Source organism: Bacillus daqingensis, assembly GCF_042654445.1.
Classification (GTDB): Bacteria; Bacillota; Bacilli; order Bacillales; family Salisediminibacteriaceae; genus Alkalicoccus; species Alkalicoccus luteus.
On the sequence record NZ_JBHSGK010000011.1, the window covers coordinates 151,929 to 165,199 of the forward strand.

Below are 13,271 nucleotides of genomic sequence, written 5' to 3' on the forward strand. Positions count from 1 at the left end.
ACATCCAAACCAGCCAGTTGGGATCCAGGCTGATTCTGCTAAAATATCCGCATCTTCGTCAACGGAAGATGCGGATCAGTGGTTACTGCTCTTTCAGCACGACCGCCTGCAGCGGTTCTAGTGTGATGGTCAGCTTTCCTTTTTTAAGTTCGTAAAGCGTGTCGTCCTCCAGGCTTCGGAACGTTCCTTGACCGAGTCCATTTAACTCGATTTTCTCCTGCTTTGTGCCGGCGTTCGCTGCGATAACGAAGCGTGACATGTCATCTGAACGTTCATAGGCAGTGACGCTGCTGCCGGATTCCGCGGAGAGAAAGCGGAAGGAGCCGTCACGAAGCGCGCGGTGACTGCGCCGCAGTGAAATGAGCGTCTGATAAAACGAAAGCAGCTCCTGATCCTGGTGCTCTTCTTCCCAGACCATCGGACGCCGGCAGCCTGGATCAGCCCCGCCGTCCATGCCGACTTCATCACCGTAGTAAATGCACGGCGCTCCCATATACGTCAGCTGGAACAAAGCAGCGAGCTTCATCCGCTCTTTGTTGCCCTCTGCGATACTTAGAAGACGAGGAGTGTCGTGAGAATCGAGCAGGTTAAACGCAGCTTCATTTGCCTGGCGCGGATAGGAGATCAACATGGCGTCAAGCCGGCCCATAAAGTGCGCAGCGTCGATTTCTTCTTTCACAAAGAAATCGAGAATCGCGTTGGTGACCGGGTAGTTCATAACGGCATCAAACTGATCGCCGCCGAGCCAAGCGAGTGAATTATGCCAGATTTCACCGAGAATATAGGCATCCGGATTCGCCTTCTTCACTGTATCCCGGAACTCCCGCCAGAAGCGGTGGTCGACTTCATTGGCGACATCAAGGCGCCAGCCGTCTGCGCCGATATCCTCCACCCAGTAGCGGGCGACCTCCAGCAGATACGCTTTTACCTCTGGATGCTCGGTATTCAGCTTCGGCATTTGGGCGACGAAACCGAACGTATCGTAGTTGAGCGGATCGTCGGCTAGCGGATAGTCACGAATGTGGAACCAGTCGCGGAACCGTGATTTTTCTCCATTTTTCAGCACATCCTGAAACGGCGGGAAATAGTAGCCGGAATGATTGAACACTGCATCGAGCATGACGCGGATGCCGCGCGCATGTGCTTCATCGACCAGTCGTTTTGCCGTTTCGTTATCGCCAAACTGCGGGTCTACCTTTAAGTAATCGATCGTATCGTATTTATGATTGGAAAACGCTTCGAAAAACGGTGTGAAGTAAATGCATGTCACGCCCAGCTCTTCCAGGTAGTCCAGCTTGTCGATGACCCCCTGCAGATCGCCTCCGAAAAAGTTATCGCGTGTCGGAACAGCGTCCGGAGTCCAGGCTTCTGTTCCCGGCGGATTTAATGATTCGTCACCATTAGCAAACCGCTCCGGAAAAATTTGATAAAAAACGGCGTCCTTGACCCATTCAGGCGGCGTGAAAACATCAATGGTATTCAAGAACGGAAATTCGAACATGCCGGACGGCGACCAGAGCATGCCGACACCGCCAGAGTGCAGCGAGTCTTCTTTAAAGCCGGTCTCGTTCCAAAACACGGTTCTGTCGCCTTTCTCAAACTTAAAAGCGTAGGCAAAGCGTCGAAACGGCGGTTTGATTTCTACTTCATAATAGTCAAACATCGTATCCCGGGCAAAAACGTGCATAGCGGAAGTCCGGATCGTTTCTTCGTGGAAGTCGTATTTGTCTCCCCAGACGACCGAAACCCGGTCCATATCATCTTTCTTCGTGCGAACTCGAATGTGCAGTGTTTCATGATCGTACGCGTACGCATATTGCGATTTTGGCTGGTGGTAGATTGCTTCAAGCAGCATATCGGTTCCTCCCTGTCCGCAGAGCGGGTAGGCAGCGCCTCCCGGATCCGCTACAATAAGTGTCAGTGCACCTCGTCGTGCCGTTCATACACAACAAAATGAGTGCAATCGTTTGCACAAAAGCACGAATAAAAAAGCGATTGCACCGCCAGTATAGCATGGGTACAAAGGTGTGTCCATGGACATTCAATCAGGAGGCTGTTATGACACAATTGCTGAAGATGAAACCAGTATTTAAAGAGAAGGTATGGGGCGGATCTGCGCTAAAAGACCGTTTCGGATATGAGCAAGCGAAAGACAATACAGGAGAGTGCTGGGGCATTTCCGGGCACACAAACGGAGCAACAGAAGTGCAGGGAGGTCCTTATGACGGGATGCCGCTGTCTGTACTTTGGAGCGAAAAGCCGGAGCTGTTCGGTCATCCGGAAGGGACGTTTCCGCTGCTTGTCAAGCTCATCGATGCGGCAGATGATTTGTCGGTTCAGGTGCATCCGGATGACGAATATGCCAAGGAAAAGGAAGGCTGGCCTTACGGTAAAACAGAGTGCTGGTACATCGCGCATGCAGAGCCTGGAGCGGAGCTGGTGCTGGGGCACAACGCCAATTCCCGTGAAGAACTGCGAAAGCTTGCAGAGCACGGAGAGTGGGAGGAGCTGTTTCGCCGTGTTCCGGTGAAAGCAGGGGATTTTGTCTACGTGCCGAGCGGAACCGTGCACGCGATCGGCGGCGGAATCACGCTGCTGGAGGTCCAGCAAAGCTCTGACATTACGTACCGCTTCTACGATTATGACAGACCTGACCAAAACGGGCAGATGCGGGAGCTGCATCTGGAGGATTCGATCGCCTGCTCGATGGTGCCTCATGAGGATCAAACCCCTCCACGTACGACGGAACAGACAGCCGGCGCCACGATGGAAACGCTGATCGAAGCTCCGTACTTTACTGTTCGCCGAGTCCTGGTCGAAGCAGAAACTGCGCTGGCCAAAAAAGCGTCGTATCAGCTGATCTCGGTCATTGACGGAGAAGGCTATGTCCTGTTGAACGGCGGGAAAACGCCCGTCCAAAAGGGAGCTCACTTCGTCGTCACAGCAGGGGAGGAGCAGCCTGTTTTTACCGGTACGCTTGAGCTGATCGCTGCTGAGCCTGGTGAATCAGCCTGAGCAAGTAAAACGCTGCACGAATAAGAAGAGGTGCCTGGATCAGAAATTGATCAGGCACCTTTTTCGTATCAGCTGCTGCTTCCAGACGCTTCTGCGTACTCTTCGTTTTCCTGTTTTTCCTTCAGTTTCTTTATGTCTGCGCGGATGAGGATCGAGGCAAACAGCGCGACAACAAACATGCCGCCAAAAATGTACATCGTCAGCGCGTAGCTCTCCGTCACTTCACGGAGCCAGGAAACAACGACCGGCCCGACGAGACCTGCCGCGGCCCAAGCAGTGAGTATATAGCCGTGAATGGCACCGAGCTGCTTCGTACCGAAAATGTCGCCAATGTATGCCGGGATCGACGCAAATCCGCCGCCGTAGCACGTCATGATCAGGAACAGGACAGCCTGGAAAATAAGCGCATCGGTTAAGCTCGGAAGCGCAATGAATGAGACGATCTGAATCGCAAAGAAAGCGGTGTAAACGTTCGGACGGCCGATATAGTCGGATATACTCGCCCAGGCAAGACGTCCTGCTCCGTTAAAGAAGCCCATAATCCCGACCATCGTGGCAGCCGCTGCTGCAGAAAGACCGGCAATTTCCTGACCCATCGGCGAAGCAACGGACAGGATGGCAATTCCGCAGGTGACGTTAATAAACAGCATCACCCAAAGCAGGTAAAAGCGCCGTGTTTTAACCGATTCGTTCGCAGTGAGAAAGGCAAGGTCTTTTTTCTCAGACTGCTCGCCGCTCTCTTCTTTTTCCCGCATCGCCTTTGGCTTCCAGCCTTCCGGCGGTTTGGCGAGATACAAGGACGAAATAAGCATGATCACAAAATAAACGACACCGAGAATATAAAAGGTTGCCGCGATGCTGAAGGCACCAATTAAGTATTGCATAACGGGGCTTGCAATCAACGAAGCGAAACCAAAGCCCATAATCGCCATGCCGGTCGCAAGTCCGCGGCGGTCCGGAAACCATTTGACGAGCGACGATACCGGCGTGATATAGCCGACACCCAGACCGAAGCCACCCATTGCCCCATAAAAGAAATAGAGCATCCACAGCGATTCGAGCTGGACGGACAGACCGGATCCGATCATGCCGACTCCGAAAAAAGCGGTGGAAACAAGCCCGGAAACACGCGGTCCGTACTTTTCCACGAAGTGCCCCATGAAGGCGGCCGACAGACCTAAAAAGGCGATCGCAATACTGAAGGTAATCGAGATCGCCGTCAGGCTCCAGCCAAACGTTTCGTTCATCGGATTGGAGAAAACACTCCATGAATAAACGGAACCGATGGAAATATGAATACCTACTGCCGCGGCTGCGATGAGCCAGCGGTTTTTAGATGTTTCTGCTGCCATACTTATTCACTCCTTTGAACGGATTGACGAAAAAAGAACGAGCGGAAGGGAACGCGGTGTCCCTCCGCTCGAGATGTGCTGCTTTAATTGCGTTCCTGATCTTTTGTCTCCCGGCCCATGCCTTCCAAAAAGCGCATCAAAATGGTCAGAGAGCGGTTGATCTGCGGATCTTTCAGCTTCTTAGCGAGATCGAAATAGCCTGTTTTTTCATTCGGATCCGGATCTTCGGCCACGCGCTCGATACCATTGTTCAGCTTGAGCAGCAGCGGCTCGATTTTACGCATGTCGATCGTACCGAGCACGCCGACCATCAGCAGCATGTTGCGTAGTGCGTTCGTATTTTCATCTTTTGAAATCTCCTGCACGATGATCTCAAGAACTTTATCGCCTTCTGACACAAGACCGTTGGCGATCCGGGTGATGCCGTTTTTATGCAGATTATTCATTAAATCAATCGCCCCGAGGACGGCCTCCTTGTTATCGGCGAGCGCCTGTTCGACCTCCTCCAGGTCCTTTTGCCGCTGCGTTTCAGCTGAGAGCGGAGCAGGTTCAATGTCGCGGATCGGTCTAGCCATTCGGTTTCGCCCCTTTCCTTCTCACTATATCTCCAGGAAACACGTAGTCTTTACGCTGCCATTTGGCTTCAACATTGACCCCAATCTGCGGCTGAGGATTGCCGTAGCGGTGATTCGTGCGCGGAAGCGGGCTAGCGCCCTTCGGCTTCAGCACCTCCATTTTCGCAGACAGCTCCTTGTAGGCAGGCGTATCGGTATCCTTGTCGGCGTAACTGCTCGTAAGCTGGTTGACGGCCGCTTCACCGGAATCATTCATCGGCAGATACAGCTCCTTACCTTGCACGCGCTCCGTTACGATACAAGATACCTTCACCTGTCCATATGGAGACGTCAGTTTGACGAACGAACCGTCTTCAATCCCGCGCTCCTCTGCAAGCTCCGGAGAAACTTCAAGAAACGCGCCAGGCGTTTTGCTCGTAATGCCTTCCGCTTTGTACGTCATATTGCCTTCGTGAAAATGTTCGAGCAGTCTTCCGTTGTTAATGTGCAAATCATATTCCTCGCCGAAATCAAGCGGAACCGTCCAGTCTACCGGGAAGAGGCGGGCTTTTCCGTCCGGGAACGGGAATTCTTCCTTAAATAGAAGCGGCGTATCGGTGCCATCTTCTGCCACCGGCCACTGCAGGCTGTTATAGCCTTCCAGGCGTTCATAGGAGACACCGGCAAACAATGGCGCAAGAGAAGCGGATTCTGCCATGATTTCGGACGGATGGGAATAGGTCCAGCCCGCACCGAGCTCGTTCGCGAGCTCCATGATAATTTTCCAGTCCGGCTTCGAGTCTCCGAGCGGTTCCAGAACCTGATACAGACGCTGCACACGCCGTTCGGTATTTGTAAATGTACCTTCCTTCTCAAGACTCGGGCTTGCCGGAAGCACAACGTCTGCGAACTCAGCCGTTTTCGATAAAAAGACGTCTTGGACGACGAAGAAGTCGAGCTTTTCAAACGCTTCGTGCACGTAGTTAATATTGGAGTCGACGATCCCCATGTCTTCGCCCTTCAAATACATTGCTTTGAGCCTGCCGTCATGAACCGCTTCTACCATCTCGTGGTTGTTCCAGCCGGCTTTCTCCGGAAGAGAGGTGCCCCAGCCTTCTTCATATTTACGGCGGATCACGCTGTCCTCTACCGATTCATAACCCGGGAATTTATCTGGCATGCTGCCGAAGTCACTGGCACCCTGCACGTTGTTATGACCGCGGAGCGGATACGTTCCGGCGCCCGGCTTCATGTAGTTGCCGGTGATGAGCATCAAGTTGGAAATAGCGGTGCTCGTATCGCTTCCGCCGAGGTGCTGAGTGACGCCCATGGCCCAGAGAGAACAGACAGTGTCTGCTTCTGCAATCATCTCGGCCGTTTTCACGAGCTCGTCCTGGCTGAGTCCGGTATACTTCTCTGCATACTCAAGTGTGTACGTTTCGAGCGATTGGCGGAATTCATCAATGCCGTTCACATGTTTCTCGATGAACGTTTTGTCTTCCATGTTGTTATCCAGAATATATTTGGATACAGCAGAAAGCCAGACGAGGTCAGAGCCTGAGCGCGGATGAATAAACAGATCCGCACGTTCTGCCATTTCGTGGCGACGCAGGTCTGAGACGATAAGCTTTTGACCGTGAAGCTTTTGGGAACTCTTCACCCTGGTGGCAAGCACCGGATGGGATTCGGCCGTATTGGAGCCGATCACGAGTACGAGATCCGCCTGCTGAATGTCGGTGATGCTGCCGGAATCTCCGCCATAGCCAACGGTGCGGAACAATCCCTTCGTTGCCGGCGTCTGGCAGTAGCGGGAGCAGTTATCCACGTTGTTCGTTTTGAAAATACTGCGCGCGAGCTTCTGCATCAGGTAAGACTCTTCGTTTGTCGTTTTGGATGAACTGATGAAGGCAAGCGCATCGTTTCCGTGTTCTTTTTCGATCGAACGCAGGTTTTCAGCGATCAGCTTGTAGGCTTCCTCCCACGTTCCTTCTCTGAAGCGGGATCCTTCACGGATGAGCGGCTTCGTAATCCGTTCTTCGCTGTTCACGTAATCCCAGCCAAACTTTCCTTTCACACATGTGGAAATCCCGTTTGCCGGGGCCTCCTCCTGCGGCTCTACCTTTAGAATGTCTCTTCCCTGCGTCCATACATCAAATGAACAGCCAACACCGCAGTAGGTACAGACAGTTTTCGTCTTTTTGATTTTAGCGTCACGCATGGAAGCTTCCATGTCAGAGATTGCAAGAATGGAGCCATAGCCGGTTTCCACATTTTTCGTCAGCTCGATCATCGGACGAAGGGTTTTCTGATCCATCCCGGTCATATAGCCTGCTTTGCCTTCCATGCCTTTTTCCATCATCGCATTACATGGACAGACGGTCGAACAGTGGCCGCAGGACACACAGGAGGACTCATTGATGGCCACATCGTTATCCCAGATAACCCGAGGACGGTCCCGTTCCCAGTCAATGCGGAGCGTTTCTGTCACCTGCACGTCCTGACACGCTTCGACGCAGCGGCCGCACAAAATACACTGATCCGGGTCATAGCGGTAATAAGGGTGAGAATTGTCTTTTGGTTCCGGTTTCGGTTCAAACGGGATGGACTGATGCTCAATCTTCATGTCCTTAACGGCATTATGGACTTCGCAGTTACCGTTATTATAGTCGCACACTGTGCAGTACAGCTCATGGTTATGTAGAATGCGGTCCATTGCAATGACCTGGGCATCCTTCACATCCTGCTGAACCGTATCGATCCGGGAACCTTTCTTTACTTTCGTGTCACAGGAGCGGACGAGCTCGCCGTCGACCTCCACGATACAGGCATCGCACGTTTTAATTGGCCCGAGGGCTTCATGGTAGCAGACTTGAGGGACTTCCACTCCGCGTTCGTTCAAATGCTGCAGCACCGTCTGCTCTTCAGAAGCCTGATGGAGCTTTCCATTCACTTGTACGCTGACTTGCTTCGACAATGCAGATTCCTCCCTTAAAACAGAATTGTATGAAATTTTCAGATACTTACACAATTCCCCAGTCAGCGCTTGCAGGAAACCTCTTTTTCAACCGAATATATAACGTTTATAATAGTTCTTTCGATGACGTTTCGGAAATCGAAATCTCGTGTATAGAAGGACAACGAATTTTCTGGAGAGGAGATGGAGGTATGAAGGATCAAAAGAAGATGTATATCGGAAGTTTCCTGCTCGGGTTCGGATTTCTAGGAGCATTGGACGGCATCGTTTTTCACCAGCTGCTGCAGTGGCACAGTGTGATTCATGAAGCTCCGACGACGATTCAGATTATCAGCGACGGTCTGTTTCACTTTGCAGTAACGCTGACGATTATAGCAGGAGCCGTGCTGCTTTGGTTGAGTGGAAAGCCGCAGGAGCCGAAAAGCGCGTGGAAGTCCGCAGGCGGCTTGTTTCTAATCGGAGGGGGGACCTTTAATTTGCTGGAAGGGATCATCAATCATCATATTCTTCAGATTCACCGTGTGCATCCGGAAGCTGAAAACCCGCTTTTGTTTGACCTGGCTTTTCTTGCAAGCGGTGTGATCCTGCTCGGAGCAGGCTGGTTGCTGTTAAGGACGGTGAAGCAGCTTGATGTATAGGTCGATCAGCTTTGTGCTCATTTTCGGAACAGCAGCGCTGATGCTCTACGGTCATCTGGTCAACAGCCATTTTACTGGACATCTGACAGGGAGCCATGACCACGGATCGGTGGAAGCAAAGGAGCCCGCACCAGAGCTTGCCATTCGCTTAAAGGATACGGAAGGCGAATGCCTGCTCCATGCGGAAGCCGAGCATTTCCGCTTTACGAGAGAGACAGCGGTGACACGGGGAGGACACGCCCATTTATATGTAAACGGGGAGCGGGAAGCAAGAATCTATGACTTTCCATACGCTCTCAGCGAGCTTGAACCTGGAACCGAAATCAAGCTAGTTCTTGCTAATCACGAGCATCGTATCCTGACAACCGGCGGAAATGAAATCAGCAGCGCGATTACGGCAGAGAAGTGCACGAATGGGGAAAGAAGCTGAGGGCTTGTCTGCTGCATCGAAAGCCGACGGATCTGACACAATACGAAAGAAGCCGCGTGGGCGGCTTCTTTTGATTTTCCTGCGAACGGGTGGAAGGCAGGATTGTATCAGCTTCTGTCTGAGGTTTGCAGAATCGAGCGGAGCAGAACATCGTCTGAGTTGACGTTCTCCATATGATGGGAATCGACGAGTCCCTTCATTTCAGCCATGCTGTCGTGCAGATGACGAATGGCATCTGACTGATGATCAAGCTGTTCCGTAATCAGCTCCATATCATCCTTCGACGACAGCAGGTTTTCAAGACGCGACAGCCGGCGGATGATCACTTTCAGCAGGTCCAGTTCTGTCACGGCCGATCACGCACCCGTCTGTTCCTGCACAGCTTCCTCGGAAGACCCGTCCATCGTCTCTTCCTCGTATGTGCCGTCGAGTTTATTCAGCTTCAAAAACGTGACGGTGTCTGCAATCACGTCCGGCACCCATACTTGTTTTTCGTCATTGACGACGAGCTGGCGCATCTGAATTCGACCTTTTACAGACAGGAGGGAGCCCGTGCCGCAGTAGTCGGCGACACGATCAGCGAGCTTGTTCCAGCAGGCAATCTGTACAAAGTCTGTGTCGTAGCTGCCTTTGCTGTTGCGAAATGAACGTCTGACAGCGAGCGTGAAGCGGGTCAGGGAAGCACCGTTAGCAGTTGTTGTATGATGAGGCGTTTTAGCCACTCTTCCGATAAAAATAAATTGATTCAGCATAATAGTCGCTCCTTTAGCTTGGTTGATGTAGTAGGTTAGGATGCTGGATTGAAAACTGCGATTTGCGACTGCCCTCCTTTGCATATGGAATGTAACAGCATACGGGATGCCGTTTTACGCACCATAATGAATACTGAATCAGAAGTAAAATAATGGATCAAAATACGTACTAAAATAATAATATGACAAATGAAAGAGAGAAAAATGAGTCTAAAGAACCAAAAATGATAACGCTTTCTGAAAAATAAATCATCTCCCAAAAGATGATGAAATTATCTGACAAATAGCATTGACGAAGCGGAGGGAGGTTGATATATTGTAGGTGACGGAGCAGCCGCTCACTTTTTACGAAGGGAATGGGATCATTCTATGCTCGGAAAAGTAAAATGGTTTAACGCCGAAAAAGGATTTGGATTTATTGAAGTGGAAGGGTCGGAGGACGTGTTTGTTCACTATTCGGCCATCGATGAGGAAGGATACAAATCGCTGGATGAAGGCCAGGAGGTCGAGTTCGACGTTGTCGAAGGGGCCAGAGGGCCGCAGGCATCCAACGTTGTGAAAAAATAACGTATATAAGCAGACGTCCCGTAAAGCTTCTTTGACGGGGCGTTTTTTACCAGATGAACCTGCGGAAAGGAGGGCGGACCCGCTTCGGCGCCCAGCAGGTTTTTGTTAATTATTTATGAAGAAAATGAATGTTTCAGCAGGAGAAGCGCGAGGGTACAGCGAATAATGTACGTATAACCGAAAGGAGTTGTTAGCTTATGAATTTTAATATTCGTGGCGAGAACCTGGAGATTACGGATGCGCTGAGAGACCACGTGGAGAAAAAAGTCAGCAAGCTGGAGCGCTATTTCGATACAACACCATCCTCTGACGTACACGTGAAAATGAGCGTTCTTAATCAGGAGCAGAAAGTGGAAATTACGATCCCAATGCCGAAGCTCCTCCTTCGGGCAGAAGAAAAGCATGCGGATATGTATGCTGCCGTCGATCTCGTAATCGAGAAGCTCGAGCGGCAGATTCGTAAGCATAAAACGAAAGTAAACCGTAAATACCGCAACGGCGATGACAGCTTGAAGTTCATGTTTAAAAATGAACTGGAGCCGCTCGCAGAAGAAGAATTCCCGGACGACGATTTTGAAATCGTTCGTACGAAGCGCTTTGACCTGAAGCCGATGGACGCAGAAGAAGCGATTCTGCAGATGGACATGCTCGGGCACAGCTTCTTTGTCTTCTCCAATTCGGTTAATGGAGACACCAACGTTGTGTATAAACGGCGAGACGGCCGCTACGGCCTGATTGAACCAGAATCTTGATTGAAAAACGAGCAGAAGCTGCCTCCTAAGGGGCAGCTTCTTTACATTTAGAACCGATATTGATGGAGCGTGCCGGCAATTCGTTTGGAATCGCCGGTTTTTTCCAGCAGCGGATGCTTCTGATCAGTCAATTCGAACGGCGTCGGTGTCTCCACGGCGAACCGTGCCTTCCCGCAGAATCGCAATATGCTGCTTGTCGCTTAAGTTTGTAAAAATAACAGGAGTGATCGATGCTTTTGCTTCTTTTCTTACTTTCTCCAGATCAAAGCGGATCAGCTCGTCGCCGACGCGGACCGTATCGCCCTGCTCCACGAAAGCTTCAAAGCCCTCTCCTTTCATATTGACCGTGTCGATTCCAATATGAATGAGAATTTCTGTACCATCCTCAGCTTCAAGGCCGACAGCGTGCTTCGTATGGAAGAGCTGTACGACTTTCCCGTCAACAGGGGAGACCACCGTACCGTCAGATGGCTCGATTGCAAACCCGTCGCCCATCATTTTTTCAGCGAACATGTCATCCGGCACTTCTTCGAGCTTTTTCAGCTCGCCGTTCAGCGGCAGCGCAACGGCGGCACTCGAAAGAACAGGACCGCTTGAGGCTTCCGGAGCCGTTTCCGGTTCAGCAGGCGTTTTGCCGCTGATGATATCTTCCATCTGACTCTTAATTGTTTCCGAACGCGGGCCGAAGATCGCCTGAATATTTTTATCAACCTGCATGACCCCTGACGCGCCAAGGTTTTTAAGTTCATTTTTATCTACCTGATCGACGTCTTTTACGGTGATCCGCAGACGGGTGATGCAGGCGTCCAGGTGGGAAAGATTTTCTTTACCGCCAAAAGCCTTCAACACGGAATAAGGCAGTTCACTGACCGAACCGGACTTTTGCGTGTCGCCATTATCCACATTCTTTTCGCGGCCAGGTGTCATCAGGTTGAACTTCTTGATCATGAAAGTGAACAGGAAGTAATAGATGACAGCAAACACGAGGCCGACGATAATGACGATCCACCAAGGTTCACGTCCCGGCACAACCCCGAACAGGAAGAAGTCGATCGCACCTCCGGAGAAGGTGTAGCCCATGTTTATATTCAGCCAGTAAAGAATCACAAATGATATCCCGTCGAGCACCGCGTGAATAAAGAAGAGAAGCGGGCTGAGGAACAGGAACGAAAATTCAATCGGCTCCGTGATTCCGGTTAAGAAGGAAGTCAGGGCTGCGGAACCAAGCAGACCGCCGACGACTTTTTTGTTTTCCGGACGTGCCTGATGATACATCGCAAGTGCTGCAGCAGGCAGTCCGAACATCATGATCGGAAATTCACCGGCCATAAAGTGTCCAGCAGTCAGCTCCGTTTGATCCTGGAGCTGGGCGAAGAAAATGTTCATGTCACCGCGGACAACGTTGCCTGCGGCGTTCGTATACTGCCCGAATTCAAACCAGAACGGCGCATGGAAAATGTGGTGCAGACCGAACGGAATCAGGAGACGCTTAATGAAGCCGAAGAAAAAGACGGCAACGGTCATGGCTTCTTCCATTAAGAACTGGGACGCCGAGTTCATGCCTTCCTGAATCGGCGGCCAAATAAAGAACAGGGCGATCCCGACAAAGAATGACGCAAACGCGGTTACGATTGGAACGAAGCGTTTACCGGCAAAAAAGCCGAGAAATGCAGGCAGTTCGATCGTGTAATAGCGGTTATATGCCCAGGCAGCTAGTGCCCCCATAATGATCCCGCCGAACACCCCGGTCTGCAGCGTCGGAATGCCGAGGACGAGCGCATGCGCCGGGTCATCGGACTGAAGAACGCCTTCAACAGTCAACCCGCCCATAACCCCCATCGTCACGTTCATCACGAGGAAGCCGACGAGAGCTGCGAGTGCGGCAACACCGGCCCCATTGGCGAGACCGACGGCGACACCGAGTGCAAAGATTAACGCAAGGTTATCAAATACGATACCGCCGGCGTTTTCCATCATCGTTGCGAGACTGATGAAGAAGTCGCTCTCTAAAAACGGCATCAGATTGATCATGTTCGGGTTGCGCATCGCGTTACCGAACGCCAGCAGCAGACCTGCTGCCGGAAGAATCGCAACGGGCAGCATGAGCGATTTACCAATCCGCTGCAGCTGTCCAAAAAAACGTTTAAACATAGCAGGAAACCTCCTAAAAAGAATAATGAACTGAGAAAGCAGACAGCTGAACGCAAAAAAGGCATGAGAAAAAAGGAACCGAACCT

12 protein-coding genes are annotated in these 13,271 nt (G+C 51.4%); 5 read left to right on the forward strand and 7 right to left on the reverse strand.

Features of this window, described 5'->3' with window-relative positions; translation table 11 throughout:
* Positions 1 to 82: 82 nt before the first annotated feature.
* Complete coding sequence (locus tag ACFO4L_RS10360; protein WP_377909600.1) at positions 83 to 1,855, reverse strand: glycoside hydrolase family 13 protein; 1,773 nt, start codon at positions 1,853 to 1,855, stop codon at positions 83 to 85.
* Positions 1,856 to 2,058: 203 nt separating this feature from the next.
* Here ACFO4L_RS10360 and manA point away from each other — a divergent pair, with 203 nt between their 5' ends.
* A complete protein-coding gene (gene manA / locus ACFO4L_RS10365) occupies positions 2,059 to 3,015 on the forward strand; it encodes a mannose-6-phosphate isomerase, class I (protein WP_377909601.1) in 957 nt (318 codons plus the stop codon).
* A 68-nt stretch (positions 3,016 to 3,083) separates the two neighbouring features.
* Here manA and ACFO4L_RS10370 read toward each other — a convergent pair whose 3' ends face one another.
* The 3 genes from ACFO4L_RS10370 to fdhF form a co-directional block, all read right to left on the reverse strand.
* Entirely contained in the window at positions 3,084 to 4,367 is a 1,284-nt protein-coding gene (locus ACFO4L_RS10370; RefSeq protein ID WP_377909602.1) for an L-lactate MFS transporter, read from the reverse strand.
* Between the two features lie 83 nt (positions 4,368 to 4,450).
* A complete protein-coding gene (locus tag ACFO4L_RS10375; RefSeq protein ID WP_377909603.1) occupies positions 4,451 to 4,942 on the reverse strand; it encodes a helical membrane plugin domain-containing protein in 492 nt (163 codons plus the stop codon).
* Entirely contained in the window at positions 4,935 to 7,895 is a 2,961-nt protein-coding gene (fdhF, locus tag ACFO4L_RS10380) for a formate dehydrogenase subunit alpha (protein ID WP_377909604.1), read from the reverse strand. Before fdhF ends, ACFO4L_RS10375 begins: the two co-directional genes overlap by 8 nt.
* Before the next feature lie 191 nt (positions 7,896 to 8,086).
* Between fdhF and ACFO4L_RS10385 the strand changes: the two genes are divergently transcribed.
* Together ACFO4L_RS10385 and ACFO4L_RS10390 are read left to right on the forward strand one after the other, a co-directional pair.
* A complete protein-coding gene (locus ACFO4L_RS10385) occupies positions 8,087 to 8,533 on the forward strand; it encodes a DUF2243 domain-containing protein (RefSeq protein WP_377909605.1) in 447 nt (148 codons plus the stop codon).
* On the forward strand, positions 8,523 to 8,963 hold the full coding sequence (locus tag ACFO4L_RS10390) for a hypothetical protein (protein WP_377909606.1): 441 nt from the start codon (positions 8,523 to 8,525) through the stop codon (positions 8,961 to 8,963). The genes ACFO4L_RS10385 and ACFO4L_RS10390 overlap by 11 nt, the downstream gene beginning before the upstream one ends.
* A 107-nt stretch (positions 8,964 to 9,070) precedes the next feature.
* On the opposite strand, the gene ACFO4L_RS10395 is transcribed toward ACFO4L_RS10390, so the two are convergent.
* Positions 9,071 to 9,313: a hypothetical protein gene (locus ACFO4L_RS10395; protein WP_377909607.1), complete on the reverse strand. Its 243-nt coding sequence runs from the start codon at positions 9,311 to 9,313 to the stop codon at positions 9,071 to 9,073.
* Between the two features lie 6 nt (positions 9,314 to 9,319).
* A complete protein-coding gene (locus ACFO4L_RS10400) occupies positions 9,320 to 9,715 on the reverse strand; it encodes a single-stranded DNA-binding protein (RefSeq protein ID WP_377909608.1) in 396 nt (131 codons plus the stop codon).
* Between the two features lie 369 nt (positions 9,716 to 10,084).
* Here ACFO4L_RS10400 and ACFO4L_RS10405 point away from each other — a divergent pair, with 369 nt between their 5' ends.
* Both ACFO4L_RS10405 and hpf read left to right on the forward strand, forming a co-directional pair.
* Positions 10,085 to 10,282, forward strand: coding sequence for a cold-shock protein (locus ACFO4L_RS10405; protein WP_377909609.1), 198 nt, complete (start codon positions 10,085 to 10,087; stop codon positions 10,280 to 10,282).
* Positions 10,283 to 10,479: 197 nt separating this feature from the next.
* Positions 10,480 to 11,034, forward strand: coding sequence for a ribosome hibernation-promoting factor, HPF/YfiA family (hpf, locus tag ACFO4L_RS10410; protein ID WP_377909610.1), 555 nt, complete (start codon positions 10,480 to 10,482; stop codon positions 11,032 to 11,034).
* A gap of 123 nt (positions 11,035 to 11,157) precedes the next feature.
* Here hpf and ptsG read toward each other — a convergent pair whose 3' ends face one another.
* Positions 11,158 to 13,185, reverse strand: coding sequence for a glucose-specific PTS transporter subunit IIBC (gene ptsG, locus ACFO4L_RS10415; protein WP_377909611.1), 2,028 nt, complete (start codon positions 13,183 to 13,185; stop codon positions 11,158 to 11,160).
* Positions 13,186 to 13,271 lie beyond the last annotated feature (86 nt).